We start from the raw sequence: 20,585 nt of genomic DNA on the forward strand, positions 1-20,585 counted from the left end.
AACTGGATCCATTTCCCGGAGGCGGACTGGCGCAGGCACAACCTGGAGCAGGTGCCCCAGGTTGCGAAAACTCAGGTTTAGAGGCCGGCGGCGGTTTTGACCGTCGCGCGGCATCGGGTGACGTGGCGGGTCACACCCGCACCGTTTTCAGGAACCGCTGCATTTCCGTTTCAAGGCGGTTCGCCTGGTCGGAGAGCTCTGCGGCGGCGGTGAGAACGAGGCCGGCCGATTCGCCGGTTTCGTCGGCGGTCTGGGCCACCTTGGTGATATGTTCGCTCACCGAATTGGTGCCGGCGGCCGCCTGTTCCACGTTGCGCGCGATCTCGCGGGTCGCCACGTCCTGCTGCTCCACGGCGGCGGAGATGCTGGCGGCGGTGTCGCTCATCTTCCTGATCTGGACGCCGACGCTTTCGATGACCTGCACCGCATGCTTGGTGCTGGTCTGGATGGAGCTGATCTGGCTCTCGATTTCCTCCGTCGCCTTCGCCGTCTGGGTGGCCAGATCCTTGACTTCCGAGGCGACCACGGCGAACCCCTTGCCGGCGTCACCGGCGCGGGCCGCCTCGATGGTGGCATTAAGCGCGAGCAGGTTGGTCTGCGCGGCAATGCTGGAAATAAGGCTCACCACGTCGCCGATGCGGGTGGCCGCCTGCGCCAGCTCCTGGATCACCCGGCCGGTCTTCTCCGCCTCGTCGACGGCCGCCTGGGACATGAGGGCGGATTGCTGGACCTGGCGGGCGATTTCATCCACGGACGCGCCCAGTTCCTCGGTGGACGAGGCCACCATCACCACATTGGACGAGGCCTCCTCGGAGGCGGCGGCCACAGCGGCGGACTGCTCCGACGTGCGCCGCGCCACTTCCTCCATGGCGTGGGCCGTGGTGTGAAGCTGCGCGGAGGAGGACACCACGCCGCCGATAATGGCCCCCACGGCTCCCTCGAACTCGCCGGCAAGCTTCAGCACCGCCTCATGATGCGCGACCTCGGCCTGCTGGTGCGCCGCGCGGGCCTCGGCCTCCAGCGTGGCGTTGCGGGCCATCTCCTCCTTGAAGACATGGAGCGCCTTTGCCATGCCGCCGATCTCGTCATGGCGGCGCGTATTGGGGACATGGGCGGAAAGATCGCCGGAAGCCAGCTGCGTCATGGCGGTGGTGAGCCGGTCGATGGGCTGAGCCACCCGGCGCACCACCACGGCGAGCCCGATCGCGCTGACCGCCAGCGCCACCACCAGCAGGCCGGCATAGAGCAGCAGCTGATACCAGGCGGATGACGCGGCGCGGCTGGCGGTGGCAGCCAGGTTCTCGATGGCGGATTGCCCAACTCCGGTCAGGGTTTCCAAGGCGGGAATGGACTTAGACCGCCAGCTTTCGGTTTCGAAATCCGGCGTGACGCCCGACGACAGCTCGGTGACGAGGCGTTGCCGCAAAGTGCTGACATCGCCGGAGAAAAACACGTCCGATGCCTTGGCCACCGCCGCCTGCAGCTCGGCCGGCATGTCGGCGGCTCCGGCCATGAAGGTCACGTCGTCCCACGCGATCTGAACCTGCCCCTCCAGCTGGGCCACCTTGAGGCTGTTGGCGGGGGTGAAGGCCTTCTTGGCGCGCAGGCTGCCACTGACGATCAGCGAGGCCTCACCGGCCGCGGCGCGCAGGACGCCCGCTCCACGACGGACCACGATGAAGCGCAGCAGGGTTGGAGCAAGGGTGCTGATCTCGCGCTCCACCGTGCCTGTGATCTGGTCGAGATCCTGCAGGATGGCGTTCGATTCCTGGACCACCCGGCCGCTGAGCCCGGCGTCGCGGGATTCGACGGGAAGCTGGAGCGCGGTGTCGATGGCGGTGCGCTGCCGAGCGATGGCGCCGAGGGCCGAGCGCAGGCGCGCGGCGACCGTGATCGCCGCGGGTTCGCCAAGCGCGTCAAGACGGGCGAGGGCATCGCTCGTCGCCTGGTCGACGCGCGCGCGGCGCTCGTTCATCTTGGCGATGAATGGGGGCGCGCGGTCGGCGGCCAGGGGCAGCACGGTGGTGGCTTCCGCCCGTTCGAGGCGATAAGCAGCCGAAGCCGTGAACAGTCCCTGATCCGCCTGGACATAGGCCACGGCTTTGTCGGCGCTTCGGTTGGTTCGATAGGCTGTGATGAGGGAGGCAAGGCTAAGTACGGCGAGAATGGCCCCGACAAGCGAAAAAAGGACGACCAACGTCGTCTTGATTGAAAAATTCACGCCCCCACTCCTCTACACAACGCAGCCGTGGGTCCTGTTCCAAGCTGCCATCAAGTCTACGCGCGCGGAAAACCTTCGCGCGGATGCGACATTTGTGCTCTCCAGCGGCCCAGGTCAGGGGTCTATCGCTCCGGCGGGCGACCGCCACGCCAAGCCGGCTGACGGCATGAGCCGGCGCCGGTGCATCGGGAGGTTCCGCGTGCGATCAGCAGGGCAAAGCGCGCACGAAGCTGTCGCGCACCGCTTCGCTGAGCTGGTTGCCCAGCAGCGGCTTCTCGATGATGGCGACGCCCTGCGCGTCCGCCCGCTGGCGGACATTGGGGCTGGGATTGCTGGTGATGAGGAAGGACGGGAGATGGACATTGCGCCGGTCCAGCTCGCGCAGCAGCTCGAGACCGTTGATCTCTGGAAGGTTGTAGTCGACGATCATGCAGCCGTGGCGCGGGAGGTCCGCCGCCATCAGCTCCTGGAAGCCGGCATAGGTACGCACGTCGAAGCCGTCGAGTTCGAAGGTGAACTTCAGGGAGCCGCACACGGCCGCGTCGTCATCCACGATATGGACCACCCAGGGCGCGCTCGTCACACGGGTGGCGTCGGAGGCGGGTTCGGGCACCGTCACGGCGAAGGGCTGTACGGCACGGCTCGCCGCGGCAGGCTGCGGGAGCCTGGCGGCGCTCATCATGCGCGACAGCGGCAGGGCGGCCGCCAGCGGACCCTCGGCACGAATCTGAGCCTCGCGTTCCGACACGGACCTCACCTTGCATCCTGGATTCATTGTCGGCCTCCCACGACCCGGTCGTGGGTCCACGTGGTCGGTGTGCGACAAAAGTAGCCGAACCGCGCCCCGTGCAGCCTTGAGTTAGATCAAGCCCGCTTTACGCCGCGTTTGGGGTGATGCCGGCGAGGAGCGCCATGCGCACCAGCTCTGAAAGGCTCTGGGCCTTCATCTTGGTCATGACATTGGCGCGGTAGACCTCGACCGTGCGGGGGCTGATGCCGAGGTCATAGGCGATCATTTTGTTGGCCTGGCCGGCCACCAGGCATTCCAGCACCTGCCGCTCGCGCTGGGAGAGGGCGGCGATGCGCTCGCCTACCTCTTCGCGCAGGGCGTCATGCTGGTGCGCCTTGCGCATCCGCGCGAGGGCCGCCTTCACGGTGTCGAGGATGGCGACGTCGTCGAACGGCTTTTCCAGGAAGTCGGCGGCGCCGAGCTTCATGGCCTCCACCGCCAGCGGCACGTCGCCATGCCCGGTCACCACGATCACCGGCACGCTCGAGCCCTTCTCCTTCAGGTGCTGGAGCAGCTCGATTCCGGTCATGTCCGGCATGCGCACATCGGTGATGATGCAGGACGCGCTGGGGTCGGAGGCCGGCAGGCCGGCTTCCACGAAGGCGCGCGCGGAGGGGTGCTCATGCACCTCGTGGCCGGCGGTGGCGAGCAGGAAGGCCAGCGACTCGCGTACGGCCTCGTCGTCGTCGATGACGTGGATCACGGCGCTCTCAGACATCGGCGGGCGCCTCGTCGCTGACGGCCCGCAGGGTGAAACGGAAGATGGAGCCCCCTTGCGGATTGGGCTCCGCCCAGATGCGCCCGCCATGGGCTTCGATGATGGTGCGCGAGATGGACAGGCCCACCCCCATGCCGTGCCGCTTGGTGGTGATGAAGGGCGTGAACAGCTGGTGGCTGACCTCTGGAGAGATGCCCGAGCCCGTGTCTATGACGCTCACCATCACCATGTCGTCCTCCACCGGCTCGGACTGCACGAGAAGCTGCCGCCGGGGTCCATCCATCATTGCTTCGAGGGCGTTGCGCATCAAGTTCAGAAGCACCTGCTGAACCTGCACCTTGTCCGCCAGCACCACGTCGCATTTGGGATCATAGTGGAAGCGGACCTGGATCCCATGCTCCTTGGCCCCCACCAAAGCGAGGGCGCTGGCCTCCTCCACCATCTTGGAGAGGCTTTCCAGCCGCCGCTCGCTCTCCCCGCGGGAGACGAAATCGCGCAGGCGGCGGATGATCTGGCCGGCGCGCAGGGCTTGTTCGCCCGCCTTCTCCAGCGCCCCCTGGAGCATCTCGATGCGCACCGCGCCGCCGTCCAGCAGCCGCCGCGAGCCCTTGATGTAATTGGCGATGGCGGAGAGCGGCTGGTTCAGCTCGTGGGCCAGGGTGGAGGCCATCTCACCCATGGCCGTGAGGCGGGAGATGTGCACCAGCTCGGCCTGCAGCTCCTGCAGGCGGGCCTCGGTCTGCTGCCGCTCGGTCAGGTCGCGGATGAAGCCGGTGAAGAAGCGCCGGGAGGCCGAGCGCATCTCGCCGACCGACAGTTCCATGGGAAAGGTGGTGCCGTCCTTGCGCTCGCCCACCACCACGCGGCCGATACCGATGACCCGCTGTTCTCCGGTATTCAGATAGCGGGAAATATAGCCGTCATGTCCCTCCCGATGGGGCGAGGGCATGAGAATGGAGACGTTCTGGCCCACGGCCTCTTCCGCGCTGTAGCCGAACAGGCGTTCGGCGGCGGCGGAGAAGGACTGCATGACGCCGTGCTCGTCGATCACCACCATGGCGTCGGGCACGGTGCTGAGGATGGAGGACAGGTGAGCTTCGCGCGCCACCAGGTCGCGATTGCGGGCAGCGGCGTCGAGACGGGTGCGGCGCAGGCGCTCGCCGATCACCGCGATGCCGCCGCCGGCCACGGGCAGCAGCAGGGCGGCGGTGATGTCCACCGGGCCGAGCGCGGGCTGCAGCAGTGCCAGAGCGAGTCCCCCGCCCAGTGTGCCCGCCAGCGCGGCCAGCGCGGCCGCAAGGCCGAAGCTGCCCACCGCCACCGGGGCGAGCAGCAGCACGAGCGGCCCCGCGCCCTGAAACGGCGGGACCTGAAGCAGGGTGCACAGGCCGAGCGCGCCCGCCGCGGCGCCCGCGCCCCGCGCCAGGTCCAGCAGGAGGCTCTGTGAAAGGCCGTGCGACAAGCCCGGTGCAGGCGCCGTTTCGGGGGCCGCCGTATTTCCCTCCGTCAAGTCCCTGACCTCATCCCTGTGCGTTCCGAGGCGCGGCGGGGAACGTGTTCACCGCCACGCTTCGGCCGGCGTTCCGCGCGGCGGCCGGTGGTCGAGCCGCCGCACACGCGCGGCACGCGTCCATACCTTGTTACGCAATGGATGCGCCTCCGTAAACCTACCTAAGGAACACGACTTAAGTGTTCAGTCCGAATTTCACGCAAGGCGGCATGGCGGTATCGCTGATAGGGATTTCAGGAGGGTTTTTCCGATGCCGAGCCCCGCTGCCGCAATGACTCAGACGGCCTACGTCCCGTCGCTGCCGTCTGCCCAGTGGAGCGAGGAGCCGAGCCCGCGCAGCCCGCGCGAACTGCTCGCCAGTCTCGGAGTCGTGACCTCCTTCGACCGCAATTGCGAAATCTTCGCCGAGGACGCCGCGGCCGACCACATCTTCGTGGTGCTCTCGGGCACCGTGCGGATCTGCAAGCTCCTGGGCGACGGCCGCCGCCAGATCGAAACCTTCTGCCTCGCCGGCGACGTGTTCGGCTGGGAGACGGCGGCCCGGCATCGCTTCTCCGCGGAGGCGGTGAGTGAGTGCAAGGTGGTGCGGGTGAAGCGCTCCATCCTGTTCGCCCGTGCCAGCGACGATTCCGACCTCGCCCATGCCCTTTGGGCGCTGACCGCCGCCGAGCTCACGCGGGCGCAGAACCACCTCCTGGTGCTGGGTCGCAAGACCGCGCAGGAGCGTGTGGCCACCTTCCTGCTCGACATGGCGCAGCGCTCCGCCACCGGCGGCACGGAAGTGACCCTGCCCATGTCCCGCCAGGACATTGCCGATTATCTCGGCCTGACCATCGAGACCGTTTCGCGCACCCTGACGCATCTTGAGGAGACTGCGGCCATCGCCCTGCCGTCCTCGCGCCGGGTGCTCCTGAAGGACAGCAGCGCGCTGCGCGGCCTCAACGCCTGACGGCTGGGGCTTCGCGGGTAGACGCGGCGCGTGAGCGGAAGAGTTCCCGTTCCGCGAAGAGGTTTCAAGACGGCCATCATTCGGGCCTGACGCATTTCACCAACGGGGGGCGCCCCGATGTGCGGCGGAGGCGCAATCGACCGCCGCACTTTTCCTCGGCACGTCCTGCGTTACACCGCAGCGGCGTGCCTTTTCTTTTCCGGCTCCTGGGCCCGGGCGGCGCGAAGGCGGGGGTCGAACTCCCCGCACACCACGCGGGTGAAGGCCCGCGCGGCCTCAGGCACTTCCACGACACGGCCGTGGCGCACCGCCAGGCCGTCCGCGATCAGCGGCTCGAGCCGTTCCAGCTCCGCATCGAACAGGGCGCCATCGAAGCCATGGGTGATGGCGAGGGCGTCGAGGTCCACCTTCAGGTCGCACATCAGCCGCTCGATGACGGCGCGGCGCAGCCGGTCTTCCTCATTGAGGGCGATGCCCCGGGCGATGGGTAGCCCGCCCTCCTCCATGGCCTTGTGCCATTGTGCGGTGGAAGACACGTTCTGCACATAGCCCTGCGGCAGCGCGCCGATGGAGGAGGCGCCGAAGCCCAGCAGCACCGGTGCGTCGTCGGTGGTGTAGCCCTGGAAATTGCGCTTCAGGGTGCCGGCCTCGGCACGCTGGGCCATGGGGTCGCTGGCGCGGGCGAAATGGTCCAGCCCCACGGCCCGATAGCCGTGCGCGGTGAGAACCTGCGACACCAGCTCCGCCTGGGCCAGGCGCTCGTCGGCGCCCGGCAGGTCCGCCTCGGGAATGAGGGTCTGGTGCTTCTTCATCCACGGCACATGGGCGTAGCCGAAGACGGCGATGCGATCCGGATCGAGGCCGAGCGCCTGTTCCACCGTCTGCCGCACCGATGCGGCGGTCTGGTGCGGCAAGCCGTACATGAGGTCGAGATTGATGGCGGTGATGCCGGCCGCCCGCAGCGCATCGGCCACCGCCTTGGTGTCGGCATAGGACTGGCGCCGGCCGATGGCGTCCTGGACCTTCTCCTCGAAGTCCTGCACGCCGAGGCTGGCGCGGTTGAAGCCCTCGCGGGCCAGCACCGCCACCTTGTCCGCATCCATGGTGCGCGGGTCGATCTCGATGGCGATCTCCGCATCGGGCGCGAAGTCGAAGGCGCGGCGCAGCGCGCCCATCACGCGGGCGAAGTCCGCATCGGCCAGCATGGTCGGGGTGCCGCCGCCGAAATGCAGGTGCTTCAGCCGGAGCGGGCCGGGCAGGTGCGCGCGCACCCGCGCAATCTCTTCCTCCAGCCGCTCCGCATAGGCGCTGACGGGCTTGGCATTGTGCACCACCGCCGTCTGGCAGCCGCAGTAGAGGCACAGCTCGGCGCAGAACGGCACATGCACGTAGACCGAAACCTCACCGCCCGCGGGAATGGCGGAGAGCCATCGGGCATAGGTCTCGCCCGTCACGGCAGGCGTGAAGTGGGGCGCCGTGGGGTAGGAGGTGTAGCGCGGAACGGGGCGCCCGTAGCGCGCGAGCAGGGTGGAGGCATCAAGGGGGGCAGGGGCAGTCATCACATCGTCTCGGGGCTGACGAAATTATCTTAGCCCATCCATGTGCCCCCTGCGGGCGAATTCGCCTTGACCTGCCGCAAGAAGTCGCCGCAAGAGCGCGCCTCTTGGGCCCCCCTTGGCCCGCTCGCCGGTGCTGGAATGCCGCGAGGGAGCTGTGGCGCCTGCTTCGCCGTGCGGTCAACGCGTGGGCGAAATGCAAACGGGGACCCGCCAGGGCCCCCGTCTCGTGCCGGTTGTTCCAGCCCGCCGCCAGAGCCTTCCTAATAGGAGAGGAAGGCGCCGGCGAAGATGCCCTCGGCGCGATCGTCGCCGGCGAGCTTGAAGCGGTACTGGGCCATGAGGTCCAGATACGAGTGGGGCGCCTGATATTCGTCCTCGTTGAACCAGTAGCGCAGCGTGGCGCCAGGGCCGACACCGAGGGCGAATGGCGTCTCGTAGCCATTGTCATAGGCGCCGCCGAGAGCGACGAACGGCCAGAACACCAGGTGGTCGCTGATGGGGTCCAGCCGGAAGGCATGGCCGTAGCGCAGCTCGAAGCTCGCCACCGTTTCCGGCAGCATGGTGTAGTAGTTGTAGTCGGCATAGATCTGCCAGGCGCGCCAGTTGGGCTCGTCCACGCGCAGGTCGGTGCCCTCGCCCCTGGAATAGGCGGCGCGCAGCAGCACATCCTCTCGCGAGGTGCCGCCGGTGGGGAAGAGGTAGGACGCCTCCAGCACCAGGTTCTCGGTCTTGAACGGCTTCCAGCGGGCGCCCACGCTGCCCTGGAAGGTGTTGAAGCCGGTGGCGCCGCCATTCTCATCATAGAGCGTGGTGAAGCCGCGCACGAACAGCTCGAAGGTGGAGCCGTCGCGATAGCCGATGCCCGGCGGACGCCAGTAGAGCTCTCCGCCGGCGCTGAGGGTGTGATAGGCGCCATTGGTCGGCGGCGCGTAATAGGAGCCCGGGGCCACGCCCACCGCGCCATAGCTGATGGAGGCGTAGGCGCCCCAGGTGCGGCTCAGCTCCGCCACTTCGCGCCGCAGGCCGAAGACATATTGCGGATCAAGCGGCAAATCACCCTTGCGGTTCTCGTCGATGGCCCGCTTGAAATAGTCCACGGCGGTGGCGTTGTTGTAGGTGCGCCGGGCATTGTAGGCGGCATTGATGAGGTTGGTGCCGCGCAGCTGCCACTTGTCGTTGGCCTGCTGGAAGAGCTGGAAGGCCAGATCGTCCTCGCCCGCCTGGCTCGCCAGCACCGCGAGGTCGACGGTGCGCATGTTGCGCAGGTCGCCGCGCTCATAGGCGGCGACGAACAGCACGCGCGCCTCGTCCTTCCGGTTGAGCTGCACCAGCAGGTTGACGCGGGCGGTGAGCATGGCGTTGCGCTGCTCGCGGCTCCGGGCGAGGCGCGATGCCGTCTCGAACGCGGCAAGCGCCTGCTCCTTCTCGCCGAGCGCGAGATAGGTGTAGCCCAGGCGGGTCTGCACGTCATAGCTCTGCTCGTTCGCCATGGGCTGGAGAATGGAGAGGGCCAGTTCCGGGTCCTTGACCTGAAGGGCGGCATCCACCAGCGAGAAGCGCACCATGCGGGCCTGGGCGGCCGGCAGGCGGCCGGAGGCCAGCGCCGCGCGGAAGTCGCGGATGGCGGCGCCATATTGGTGGGCCTGCATGCGCAGATTGCCGCGCTGCACCAGCAAGGTGGCGTCACGCGGGCTCGCCGCCAGCAATTGGTCGAGAATCCGCTCGGCCTCCGCATAGCGGCCGGAGGCCATCAGCGCGTTCATCAGCAGCATGCGATAGTTGCTGTTGCCGGGCTCGGCGTCGATCGCCTTGCGGATCTCGCGGATGGCGGTCGCATAATCGCGCCGGCCGAAGGCGGTGTAGGCCGCGCTGGCGGCGGCATAGCCGGGGCTGGCCGGGTTCAGGCCCGCGCCTCCCGGTCCCCCCGGAGCGCCGAAGAAGACCGAGCAGATGACGCCATATTTGGTGGGCTGGCAGAACACCGTGGGCGACACCAGCGCCGGGCGCTTCATGTTGGGCGTCTTCACCAGGGCTTCCGCCGTGCGGCGATAGGCGGTGACGTCCTTGTTCTTGGAATCGTCCAGCGACTGCAGGATCTTCAGCGCCTCCTCGCCCTGTCCGGCGGCGAGCGCGGCATTGGCGGCGATGAGGCGGTAATTCACCTCCTCCACGTCGGTGAGGATGTTGGAGGCGAGCACCTTTTCGAACTCCGCCACCGCTTCGTCGCGCCGGCCGAGCTTGTCCAGCAGCCAGGCGTCCAGCACGCGTGGCAGCGGGTCGTTCTCGTCTTCCTTGACCGCGGCGGCGGCCTCGTTCTGGGCGTCCTGCATCTGGCCGGAGGCCATCAGGGCATTGATGAGGATGAGGCGGAAAGGCATGACGCTGGGCGCGCGCTCCATCGCCTTGCGGGCGAGCGCGGCGGCGTTCTTGGGCCGTCCGGCGGTGAGTTCCTTGATGGCCTGGGCCGCGTCCGGCTCGGCGATGCGCTTGTCGGTCACGGCGCGCAGGGCCTGGAGCGAGGGATCGTCGCCCGCTTTGGCCACCGCGTCGTTGATGGCGGCTTCCAGCTCCTTCAGCTTGCCGGCACGCTCCAGGGAGTCGATCAGCAGGCGGTGCCAGGCGCCGTTGTGCGGATTGAACTGCAGCGCCTCGCGGATGCGCTTTTCCGCCGTGGCGTCATCGCCCTTGCGATAGGCCTCGAACGCATCCTGGGCGGCATAGAAGCCGGGGGTGTCGGTGACGCCGCTGCCGGGCGGGGCGTCTGCGGGCACCAGGGAGCAGGACGGCCCATAAGGGGTGTCCACGCACTTCTGGAACGGCACCGGAAGGCTCTGGTTCGCCTTCTCGGGCATGATGCGGGGATTCTTCTGCACCGCCCGCGCCACCGAGAGGCGAGCCAGCACCGCGCTGTTGCCGCTATTGGCCAGCGGCTCCAGGATCTTCATGGCGCGGTCCACGTGGCCGACGGACAGGGCGGCGTCCGCCGCCACCAGGCGCGCGTCGCGTTCCGTGTCGCCGGACAGCACCTCATCCTTCAGCGCCTCGTCGAAGTCGCGCTCGCCGTCCGCCACCTGGCCGAGGCGCACGCGCAGGAAGCCGCGCAGGCTGCGCGGCAGGAACGAGCGCGGGTCCACCTCCACGGCGTCGCTGGCGGCCCGCTCTGCCGCCTCGTAATTCTTCTGCGCGATCAAAGCGTAGACCAGCAGCATGCGGTAGCTGAGGTCGTCAGGAACCAGCATGATGGCCTTGCGCGCCTCGTCGGCGGCCTTGGCCGGGTCGTTCGCCTCCAGCGCCTTGTTGGCGGCAAGAGAGGGGGCCTGCGCGAGCATCTTGCTCTGCGCCTTCAGGCGGGCGCGGATCGACTGGTCGTCGACACCCGCCGCGACGGCCTCGTTGCCCGCCGCCACCGATTCGGCAAGCTTGCCCTCCCCATCGAGGGAATCCATCAGCAGCAGCCACATCGCCGCTGAATCCGGCCGCAGCCGCAGCACCTCGCGGGCGAGATAGGCCGAACGGGCGAAATTCTTCTGCTGGAAGGCCTGGTAGGCCTGATTCGCCGTGTTCCACGCCGCACCGGTGAGGGAGGGGGGAACCGGCTGCATGCTGGTCGCAGGCGCAGCCGCCGCCGGCGGGCTTGGCAGGCTCGGCGCCGCCGTGGCCGGCGAGGGTGTGGGAGCGGCTGGCGCCGGTGCGCCGAGCACCGGCTGCCCACTGGGCTGTGCGCCCGCATTTCCCGCCGTGCCCAGGGTGACGACGCTGACCGAAGCGGCCAGCATCAAGCCCAAGGCAAGGCGCCTCGGGAGCCGCGGGCTCTCCCAATGGAGCGCGGGCGGAAGGGCAGGGGGGAGGGAGATAGCGGTCGTCATGACGCTACCATCGCCGAGATTACTTAAACAGCAGTTAACCTTAACAAGTATTCGAATGTTAATCTAAAGTAAAAAGCCAATTGCGATCTTTACCCGTCATTAAGGCGGCGGCCAGCGCACCCGCCGGGGTCAAATCCCGCAGCGCCTTCAAAAACAAGATGTTACGCGTCCGCGCAGCAAAAAGGGGAGGTCGGTGGACCTCCCCTCGAACGCGGCGGCACCCGGGTGGGGCCGCAAGGTTAAGAAAAAGTTTCCGGCCGGCGGCTCTATTTCGCCACGGCGGCCTGCATCCGGTCGCGGAACTGCTGCGAGGTCATGATGGAGGAGGCATCCCACTGGTCCGTGGCCTCGGGCGAGGAGTGGAAGGGCCCCTCATTGAACTGCCACACCACCACCTGCGGCGGATTGCGGGCGAAGTCCGGGGCGCTCGCGAACTGCAGGAAGGTCACCCAGGGGCCGACATTGCCGGGGTTCCAGGTCAGCGCCACCGGCCGGTCGAGAGCGCTTGAAAGCTTCTGCGGGAAGCCGAGATAGGGTTGAACGAAGCTGTTGCCCACCACATGCACAGGCGCGCTGGCCGTATCCACCAGGCCGCCCTTCGCCTCGGGCTGGACGCGCACGGTGTAGAGGTCGGGCCCCACCTGCTTCTGCTGGTCGGGGGTGAGGAAGCGTTCGGCCAGGTCGCCCATATGGCGCTGGGTGACCCAGGAACCGAGCTTGTCGCCGCTGCCGGCAGCTCCTGCCAGCTTGACGCTGCTGGCCTTGATGGCCTGCGCGACAGCATCGGCGGCCGCTTCCGCGGACCACGCGCTCCAGTGATAGTCGGCCCGATAGAAGATGACCTGTTTGCCGGTCTGTACCGACTTCAGCGCCGGGCGCAGGTCCACGGTGTCGAGCCCGGCCTTCTTCAGCTCAGCCAGGATATAATCGTATTGGCCGGCCACCTCTGCGGAAATACGCGTGCCGTTGGGCAGCTTGTCCGTGTAGAAGCTGGCCTTCAGCGGCACCACGATGGGCATCAGCTTGATATTCTTGGCCGCAAGGGCGGTCTGGGTGTCCTTCAGCAGGCCGATGGTGCGGGCGATGCCGGCCTTGTCGAGCACGGTGAGGCTTTCCCAGCCCGGGAACAGCCAGCCGCCCTGGCCCTGGATGACGCCGTTCTGCGCCGCCGCGGGGAGGGTGGCGGCGGCGAGGCCCGCGGTGGCGAGGCTGACCGCCAGCGCGGCGCCGCGCAGCAGCTTCAAGGCGGTGCCCAGAGGTCGCGGGAAGGATTGCGTCATCTGTCGTCTCCCAGAAAGTTGCGTTCCGCCGGGGTCAGGGGCTGGGTCAGCACCCGCATGGGAAATTCCCAAACCACCAGCCGGGTTTGGTCCAGAAGGGCGGGCTCTTTGGTGAGGATGTCGAGCAGGGGCCCGGCAAAGCCGCCCCCGTCCTGGCTTTTCTGCGCCACCTCGCGGTCCAGCGCGTCCTGAAGATAGTCGAGAAAGCCCGAATTGCGGGAATAGGAGGAGCCCGCCAGCAGCACGGTGGGGGCGGGCACGTCATCGAGCAGGCCGCCGGAGCGGGTAAATTCGGTCGTCACCTCCGGCTGGCGGTCCGGCGGCGGTCCGGACCAGGGCCAGGAGCGGGCGAGGCCGGCCAGACGCATCAGGTCGCCGATGCGATCCTTCGGCTCGCCCACCACCACGCGGGCCGGCAGATCGCCGGGGCCAAGGCGGGCCACGACGTGCCGCGCCACGCGGTGGGCGGCGAAGGCGGCGCCATCGTCGTTCCAGTGGGTATCGGTGCGCAGGAAGGCGCCGGAGGGCCAGTCGGCGGCGATATCCACCTGATCGAGACCCAGGCCGGTGCTTCTTTGCCGCCACGCGTCTGCGCGCGCGCGGGCCTGGTCGGACACGGGTAGGCCGCACAGGGTGGAGCGGGAAAGGTCCGCCTTGTCGGGCACCGGCAGCACCACCAGCGCCACCCCCTTCGCCTCAACGGCGGCTTTGATCTTGGCGGCGAGCCGCAGCCGGTCCGCCAGGTGGGCCTCGCCGCTGCGGGTCTCCACCAGCTCCTCGGCGAGGAACAGCCAGCCGGGGCAGCCGGCCCGCACCTGCGGTCCCGCGTCGCCCAGCATGCGATAGGACAGGCCGGAGACCACATCCTCCAGCCCCGGCATGGTCGGCAGGGCGCTCACCACCGTCTTGTCGATGGCGGCGGTGAGGGAGCCGTTCAGCACCGCGGTGACGCTCGCCTGTTCGGCAATGCGCCCGCCGGCGGGGCCGGCCATGTGGACCACGACGAAGCCGAGCCCGACGAGCATCAGACCCAGGAAGGCGAGGGTGGCGAGGATGCGGGCAAGCCCTGTCATGGTGGCGCTCCTGCCTCAGAACTGGAAGTAGAGGAAGGGCACCACGGTACGCCCTTGCAGCACCAGCAGCGCGAACAGGAACAGGGGCAGGGCGGCCCAGGCCCGCAAGGCGTGGCCCGGCTCGGGCGCGGCGGGATCGATGCGCAGCACCTTCGGCAGATAGACGAAGCCGACGCCGACCACGAGGGCGAGAATCTCCACCGGCCGCACTGCCGCGCCCATGGCGGGCGACAGGGTGAGGCCGTTCGCGCCCACAAGGCCCGAGAAGATGGTGGCGGCCTCCCCCCAGTTCTGCGCGCGGAACAGGGCCCAGCCCACCATCACGAACAACAGGGTCAGCCCATGGCCGAGCAGTGGGCCGAGGGCGGGCAGGGAACGATGGGTCCACACCCGCCCGGCCATCAGGCCGAACCCGTGCCACAGGCCCCAGGCGAGGAAGGTCCAGCTCGCCCCATGCCACAGGCCGCCAAGACCCATGGTGATGACGAGGTTGGCGGAGGTGCGGGCGGTGGAGCCGCGATTTCCGCCAAGGGGAATATAGAGATAGTCGCGCAGCCAGCTGGACAGGGAGATGTGCCAGCGCCGCCAGAACTCGGACAGGGACGTGGACAGATAGGGATTGTCGAAGTTTTCCGGAAACTTCAGCCCCACCATCAGACCGAGGCCGATGGCCATGGCGCTGTAGCCGCAGAAATCGAAATAAAGCTGAAGGGTGTAGCCCGTCACGGCCAGCGCCACGTCCGCCGTGGTGGGGTGGGCGAGGGCGTAGCCGGCATCCACCAGGGGCGCCAGCGTGTCGGCGATCAGCACCTTCTGCGCGAAGCCGAGCATGAAGCGCTCGACGCCGAACATGAATTCCTCGCGCTGGAACGTGCGCGCCTTCAGCCGCTCGGCCACCCATTTGTAGCGCACCACCGGGCCGGCCACGAGGTGGCCGAACATGGACTGGTAGGTGGCATAGTTCACGAAGGAGGGTTCGGCCGGCACCGTCGTGCGGTAGACGTCCATGGAATAGGAAATGGCGCCGAACACGAAGAAGCTGAGGCCGATGGGCAGCAGCACATCCTCCCAGCCCCAGACCGAGGCGGTGACGGCCTGCCCCGTGGCCACCAGCATGTTGGCGTATTTGAACCAGAGCAGGGACGCCAGCGGCCAGGCAATGCCCACCAGTAAAGCGTTCCGTCGCGCGGGCCCGGTGGCGCGGGCGATCCATAGCCCGGTCGCCCACGACCAGATGGCGATGGACACGATGAGGGGCAGGAAATCTGCCCGCCACCAGGCATAGAACAGCCACGAGAAGGCCAGGATGGCGAGATTGCGCGCCGCCCCGGGGGTCAGCCCGTAGACGATGAGGAAGACCGGAAGGAACAGGAAGAGGAAGCTGTCGGAAGCAAAGACCATGGCGCGGTCAGTTCGGTCCGCGATAGGGTTCGGTCTCGTCGCGCTGGCCCGCCAGCACCACGCCGGAAGGGCCGGGCACGAGGAACAGGCTGAAATGGTCGCCGGCCTTCAGGGGCGGCAGCTTCAGGCTCTCGGTCTTCATCTCGCCGCAGCGGCCGGCCAGGGTCGCCTCGATGGGGTTGATGGCGCGCTGCCGGGTCTCGTTGGTGGCCACGCCCTCGAACACGGCTGGGCCATCCACCACGGCGACCGCGCCGGCGCAGCCCGGCACCAGATTGTAGAAGCGCAGCTGCGCCTTCAGGTCGTTGCGCCCCTCGACCGAATCGGGAATGAGCACGGCATTGCCGCCGGCCCCGATGATCACCGTGGAAAAGGCGTCGGCCGGCGGCGTCACCGTGCCCTTCACCGGCTTGCCGGAGAGGGTCAGGTTGAGCGGCGTGCCGCCTTTCACGATGCGATAGATGGTGGCCGGCTCACCCTGGGCGGCGGCGATGCCTGAGCCGGCGTCAAAGCCGATGAGGGCTCCGGAGCGCGAAAGGTCCACCACGCGCACATAGGCGGAGCCGGCCGGGGGCTTCGGCGCATAAAGCCGCGTGAGCTCCTGCGCGTGGGCGCCAGTGGCCACCGTTGCGACGGCAGCGAGGATTGCGGCGAAGGGACCTGATCTCCACATGGCGTGACCTGCAAGGATAGCCGATGGACGGAAACGGAATGAACCATGACTGTTAGGGGCGTCGCACGGCCAAGGCAACCACGCGCATCAGCTTGGAACCCTGGTTATGGTTACGGCTCGTGGCGGCAAATTGCCAGTTGCCCCGGCGCACAATGTAGATGGTATGACCATAGGTCGCTAGCCGTCGTCAGTGCTCTTTTCGGGATCTGCGCCCCGTGAACAAGACGGCGGCCGCCTTTCGCCTGGCCGGCGCCGATGCTGCCTTGATGGCAGAGCGCGCGGGCCGCGTCGACCTATCGCACTGCCGTCTGAATCAAGGTTCATTGGGTGATTGGGTTGTGTGGCGGGACGTTATCAACTCATTCCCGGCACATTGGGCGTGAGTAATATTAAGCTGCTTTTTGACCAGGCATTGTGGAGTTCGTGACTCTCTTCAGTGGTGCGCGCGGTAGGCGATGCAATGGCCGGCACCTGGTGGCGAGGCCGTGGAATTACCTGTCCCCTCAGGATCATATCCGTGCTTCCGAGCGCCGATTGTCCCTGTTCGTTGGATTTCTATCGTCGTCTCGACAAATTTGAGGCCGGCACGACACCGCTCGAGGGAAGAGGCTGGACAGCGGTCACCGGTGGTCCCTCTCCGGTGCGCTTCCCCCGTCCGGGCTGCTGCGCGACCCTGAGCGCTGAACCTGTGAGCCTCATCATGCCCTCGGTCGCCGGATTGCCGGCGGGACGTGGCGCCCGGCTGTCCGTGCCGCGGGGAATTTTCCGGGCGCCGACGCGGCCATCAGCCTCTTGTCATGTCAGGCTTGGGCCCATGGAGGCGGTTGACGTTCCGGTCGATTGGACGGAAATAGGCGCAACGGGGGCTGCCGTTCAGCGGTGCACATTCCGGGGCGGCGATGCCTGCGCAGGGGAGGGATGGCGCCCCGTTGGGAGACCTTGATGACGGGCACACCCATCGTGCCGATCGTGATGGCGGGCGGAGCCGGGACGCGCCTTTGGCCGCTCTCTCGCGAAACGATGCCGAAACAGTTCATTCCGTTGCTCAGTGGCGGGCTCTCGACATTTCAGGCCACGCTGCTGCGTGTGCGTGATCCGCGCTTCACCTCGCCGATCGTCATTACCAACCATGAGTTTCGTTTCGTGGTGGCGGAGCAGATGCAGATGCTCCAGATCGAGGGTGACGTCGTCCTGGAGCCGGAGCGGCGAGACAGTGCCCCCGCCGTAGCCGTAGGGGCCCTGCTGGCGCAGGTGCGCGACCCGCATGCCGTGGGCCTCGCCCTGGCGGCCGATCACGTGGTGCAGGATGCTGAGCGGTTCCGCGAGGACTGCGTGGCGGCGAGCGCCATGGCCGCCGAAGGGTTCATCATGACCCTGGGCATCGTGCCGACCTCTCCGTCCACCGCCTATGGCTATATCGAGGTCGGCGAGGTTCTTGAGCTTGACGGTGTGGCAACCCGCAGCCACCGGCTGGCGCGCTTCGTCGAAAAGCCGGACCGCGCGACCGCACAGCGTTATTGCGCCGAGGGGCTGCTCTGGAACAGCGGCAATTTCGTCTTCTCCTTGGACACGATGCTTTCCGAGCTCGATGCGCTGGCACCTGAAGTGCTGGCTGGCGCCAGTGCCGCGGTTGTCGGGGCGAAGAGAGATCTCGACTTCTTGCGGCTCGACGCTGCCGGTTTCGAGCTGGCCCCGCGAATCTCCATTGACTACGCGGTGATGGAGAAAACCCGCCATGCGGGGGTCTTGGCCGCCCACTTCGACTGGTCGGACGTGGGAGCGTGGGACGCCATTTACGACTTGAAGGCCAAGGACGAGAACGACAACGTGCTCGAGGGCAATGTCCTAATGCTCGACAGCCGCGGTTCTCTGGTGCGGTCCGAGGAGATCCTGACCACGGTGATCGGCCTCAATGAGGTGGTCGTCGTCTCAACCCGTGACGCGGTTCTGGTGGCCAGCAAGTCTGAGGTGGCCAAGGTCAAGGACCTGGTGCAAGTGCTGAAGCGGTCCGAGCGGCGGGAGGCCGACCACCACCTGCGGATCCACAGGCCGTGGGGCTGGTATCAGAGGATCGACATCGGAACGCGTTTTCAAGTCAAGCGTCTCAGCGTGAAACCCGGTCGCAAGCTCAGCCTGCAAAAGCACTTCCATCGCGCGGAACACTGGGTGGTGGTCTCCGGGACGGCAGAGGTCACGCGAGATGGCGTTGTGTCCTATCTCCATGAAAATGAATCGGCGTATCTGCCAATCGGATGCATTCATCGTTTGCACAACCCTGGAAAAATCGACCTTGAGCTGATCGAGGTCCAGGTGGGCAGCTATACCGGCGAAGACGACATCGTGCGGCTGGAGGACGTTTACGCTCGTTGACCCGAGCCCCTGCAAGAGCGCCGGATTTTGGCAGCGACCACCTGGGGAAGGCGGATGATGCAGGCCTCACGGTGCGCCGCGGGACCGATCATCGGCACGAAAGAAGGCTCGGCCGACCAAGCTGCGCGCCGGGCGGATCGATGCTCAAGGATGTCGCAGCCGAGAATGGTGCTGCCCGATGGGAGCGTGGAGCTTGCCCCCGCGAGCGGGGTGCCGGCGAACGGCTTGCTGAGCACTCTGGGCCTTACCGCGGCGCCAGTCTTGACGAGACAAGGCCGCCGGAAGCGATGAAAACCGTGGCCGCCTTCGGCGCAACAATCATGCTGGAAACCACCGACGCCCGAGGCCATAAATCAACCAGCGGCCCCTTGCCTCAACCGGGCCCAAAATCGGGGTGCGTCAGGACCGCTTCGACGCAGCGGGGGAGAACGAGAGATTGCAAGTCCAATGCCCTAGATATCAATAAGGTGCGCAGGACCTGAAAACGCTCGCCGCTACCAATCGCCATCCTGCGGCATGGCCAACGGAGCGCCGCCACCAGAGATGGTGTTCGCCGGTCGACGCCGTGCCGATCGATGGCATGCGGGAAAATGATGCTAAGCCTGAATCGCGCCTTGATAAGCGGCAAGATAGTGGTGAAGAGAGCGTTTGCGCCGAGGAAGTGTGGAGAAGCTTCATGACATGCGTCCAGGTCGTATGCTGAAACCGCGCATCAGGTCAGGGAGCAGCATGTCTCATTGTCCCGGAATTCCTAAAGAAGACAATTGATGCTAAATCTCATCTCCTCATTTCGCATTCGCCGTTTGCTGCGGACGAAACGCTTTGCGAATGCATTGGCATATTGCAGAACAAATAATAGTCATATCTCAAATGACGAGATGTGGACGCTATATAAAACAGGCTGCTATCAGTGGGCTGCCAATTCCAATTGCAGGCCGACGACGCCTGAAGCAGTGTTGGCGTTTGGCGTGTCACTGATAACGTGTGGCAGAACCGACGAGGGCGCATCGGTTCTGCGCAACGGGCTGAAAATGCTGGAATCAAAACCGAAGCTTCTGTCGGAAGCTGCGCGGCTTGTTGCTCAGTATAGTCCCGAGTTGTCGGCCGAGCTCCTCTCCAGTCATCAATTTCTCAATCCGGGGCTTATGATCGCGCTGCATGTCGAACTTGGAAATGTTGCCGCCGCGCGAGAGCTTTGTGATGCGTATTTTCAGACAAATGACAAAAGGAAAGATAACGATATTTTCCTGATTATGGCAAATCTAGAGGCGGGAATATCAGAAAAACTGAGCTATATCAACACGTGCCTGGACGCACATAAGCTGACGCGCGTGGAGGCGCGTGCTGGAGCTGTGTCATTGTCGGCCAATACGATCACCGCGTCACGGCGTAACGCAGAAACGGATGGGCCGCTGGTTAGCATTGTGGTGCCGGCATATAATACCACCGATCGTATCGCGGCCTCACTTGAATCGCTCTGCGGCCAAACCTATGAGAATCTCGAAATAGTTGTAGTCGACGATTGCAGCACTGACGATACGCTCTCAGTCGTGGAGTCTCTTGCACAGCGCGATCGCCGGATCCGCGTGTTCAAAACAGGCTCCAACTCCGGTCCGTATGTTGCAAGAAATATCGGGCTTGAAAATGCCCGGGGGGAATTCGTCACCTGCCATGATTCCGACGATTGGGCACATCCGGATAAGATACATCTGCAATTAAAGCCGATGCTTTCAGATAATTCTCTAAAATTTACGACGTCAAAATGGGTCCGGATAACGGACGATGGAAATTTTTATGTGCGCCAATTTTATCCAATAACAAGGCTCAACCCGGCATCACCCATGTTCCGTCGGCAGGAAACCCTCGATCGGGTCGGGTTTTACGAAAATGCTCGCACGGGAGCTGACAGTGAATATATCGCGAGACTAAAGCTGGTATACGGGCCTGGCAGTTGGAAGGGCATCCACAAGCCGCTGGTATTTGGCGCCTATCGGGCGGGCTCTCTGACGACAGATCTGACGACTGGCGGTGGTCGCGGCGTGGCAATGAACGCGGAGCGCCTGACCTATTGGGAGCAATGGCGCAAGCGGCATGCGGAGGCATTGCGTAGCGGGACGACACTTTACCTTGGTAAGGATCAGGCTTCCGATTCCTAGCCAACGACATTTCGTCCCT

General features: G+C 66.2%; 13 protein-coding genes. 3 read left to right on the forward strand and 10 right to left on the reverse strand.

The genetic code is table 11. The annotated features are described in order from the left end of the window. Positions 1-130: 130 nt before the first annotated feature. The 4 genes from L0966_RS15500 to L0966_RS15515 form a co-directional block, all read right to left on the reverse strand. The gene (locus L0966_RS15500; RefSeq protein ID WP_234052851.1) at positions 131-2,221 is read right to left on the reverse strand and encodes a HAMP domain-containing methyl-accepting chemotaxis protein; all 2,091 of its coding nucleotides are present in this window, start codon (positions 2,219-2,221) and stop codon (positions 131-133) included. A gap of 205 nt (positions 2,222-2,426) precedes the next feature. After that, the gene (locus L0966_RS15505; protein WP_234052852.1) at positions 2,427-2,969 is read right to left on the reverse strand and encodes a response regulator; all 543 of its coding nucleotides are present in this window, start codon (positions 2,967-2,969) and stop codon (positions 2,427-2,429) included. Between the two features lie 127 nt (positions 2,970-3,096). Then, positions 3,097-3,729, reverse strand: coding sequence for a response regulator FixJ (fixJ, locus tag L0966_RS15510; RefSeq protein ID WP_234052853.1), 633 nt, complete (start codon positions 3,727-3,729; stop codon positions 3,097-3,099). Continuing rightward, complete coding sequence (locus tag L0966_RS15515; protein ID WP_234052854.1) at positions 3,722-5,239, reverse strand: PAS domain-containing sensor histidine kinase; 1,518 nt, start codon at positions 5,237-5,239, stop codon at positions 3,722-3,724. The genes fixJ and L0966_RS15515 overlap by 8 nt, the downstream gene beginning before the upstream one ends. 250 nt (positions 5,240-5,489) lie before the next feature. Here L0966_RS15515 and L0966_RS15520 point away from each other — a divergent pair, with 250 nt between their 5' ends. Next, a complete protein-coding gene (locus L0966_RS15520; protein ID WP_234052855.1) occupies positions 5,490-6,188 on the forward strand; it encodes a helix-turn-helix domain-containing protein in 699 nt (232 codons plus the stop codon). A 170-nt stretch (positions 6,189-6,358) separates the two neighbouring features. Here the strand turns inward: L0966_RS15520 and hemN are convergent, their stop codons facing one another. From hemN to L0966_RS15550, 6 genes are all read right to left on the reverse strand, one after another. Beyond that, positions 6,359-7,747: an oxygen-independent coproporphyrinogen III oxidase gene (gene hemN, locus L0966_RS15525; protein ID WP_234052856.1), complete on the reverse strand. Its 1,389-nt coding sequence runs from the start codon at positions 7,745-7,747 to the stop codon at positions 6,359-6,361. Positions 7,748-8,007: 260 nt separating this feature from the next. Next, positions 8,008-11,523 (reverse strand): bacteriophage N4 adsorption protein A, encoded by a 3,516-nt coding sequence (locus L0966_RS15530; RefSeq protein ID WP_234052885.1) that lies wholly within the window; start codon positions 11,521-11,523, stop codon positions 8,008-8,010. Positions 11,524-11,879: 356 nt separating this feature from the next. Next, the gene (locus L0966_RS15535; RefSeq protein WP_234052857.1) at positions 11,880-12,893 is read right to left on the reverse strand and encodes a twin-arginine translocation pathway signal; all 1,014 of its coding nucleotides are present in this window, start codon (positions 12,891-12,893) and stop codon (positions 11,880-11,882) included. Further along, positions 12,890-13,966 (reverse strand): hypothetical protein, encoded by a 1,077-nt coding sequence (locus L0966_RS15540; protein WP_234052858.1) that lies wholly within the window; start codon positions 13,964-13,966, stop codon positions 12,890-12,892. Before L0966_RS15540 ends, L0966_RS15535 begins: the two co-directional genes overlap by 4 nt. Positions 13,967-13,981: 15 nt before the next feature. Continuing rightward, positions 13,982-15,367: an MBOAT family protein gene (locus tag L0966_RS15545; RefSeq protein ID WP_234052859.1), complete on the reverse strand. Its 1,386-nt coding sequence runs from the start codon at positions 15,365-15,367 to the stop codon at positions 13,982-13,984. 7 nt (positions 15,368-15,374) lie between these two features. Beyond that, positions 15,375-16,040, reverse strand: coding sequence for an alginate O-acetyltransferase AlgF (locus tag L0966_RS15550; RefSeq protein WP_234052860.1), 666 nt, complete (start codon positions 16,038-16,040; stop codon positions 15,375-15,377). Between the two features lie 942 nt (positions 16,041-16,982). Between L0966_RS15550 and L0966_RS15555 the strand changes: the two genes are divergently transcribed. Together L0966_RS15555 and L0966_RS15560 are read left to right on the forward strand one after the other, a co-directional pair. Further along, positions 16,983-18,410: a mannose-1-phosphate guanylyltransferase/mannose-6-phosphate isomerase gene (locus L0966_RS15555; RefSeq protein WP_234052861.1), complete on the forward strand. Its 1,428-nt coding sequence runs from the start codon at positions 16,983-16,985 to the stop codon at positions 18,408-18,410. 767 nt (positions 18,411-19,177) lie between these two features. Beyond that, on the forward strand, positions 19,178-20,566 hold the full coding sequence (locus L0966_RS15560; protein WP_234052862.1) for a glycosyltransferase family A protein: 1,389 nt from the start codon (positions 19,178-19,180) through the stop codon (positions 20,564-20,566). Positions 20,567-20,585: the final 19 nt, after the last annotated feature.

The organism is Xanthobacter sp. NM-59 (assembly GCF_021401125.1).
In the GTDB taxonomy this organism is placed as follows: domain Bacteria; phylum Pseudomonadota; class Alphaproteobacteria; order Rhizobiales; family Xanthobacteraceae; genus Xanthobacter.

Coding starts and splice junctions, on each gene's coding strand:
- L0966_RS15555 (WP_234052861.1), top strand. CDS start 16,983: ATGACGGGCACACCCATCGTGCCGATCGTGATGGCGGGCGGAGCCGGG.
- fixJ (WP_234052853.1), bottom strand. CDS start 3,729: ATGTCTGAGAGCGCCGTGATCCACGTCATCGACGACGACGAGGCCGTA.
- hemN (WP_234052856.1), bottom strand. CDS start 7,747: ATGACTGCCCCTGCCCCCCTTGATGCCTCCACCCTGCTCGCGCGCTAC.
- L0966_RS15535 (WP_234052857.1), bottom strand. CDS start 12,893: ATGACGCAATCCTTCCCGCGACCTCTGGGCACCGCCTTGAAGCTGCTG.
- L0966_RS15540 (WP_234052858.1), bottom strand. CDS start 13,966: ATGACAGGGCTTGCCCGCATCCTCGCCACCCTCGCCTTCCTGGGTCTG.
- L0966_RS15545 (WP_234052859.1), bottom strand. CDS start 15,367: ATGGTCTTTGCTTCCGACAGCTTCCTCTTCCTGTTCCTTCCGGTCTTC.
- L0966_RS15550 (WP_234052860.1), bottom strand. CDS start 16,040: ATGTGGAGATCAGGTCCCTTCGCCGCAATCCTCGCTGCCGTCGCAACG.
- L0966_RS15560 (WP_234052862.1), top strand. CDS start 19,178: ATGCTAAATCTCATCTCCTCATTTCGCATTCGCCGTTTGCTGCGGACG.
- L0966_RS15530 (WP_234052885.1), bottom strand. CDS start 11,523: ATGCTGGCCGCTTCGGTCAGCGTCGTCACCCTGGGCACGGCGGGAAAT.
- L0966_RS15520 (WP_234052855.1), top strand. CDS start 5,490: ATGCCGAGCCCCGCTGCCGCAATGACTCAGACGGCCTACGTCCCGTCG.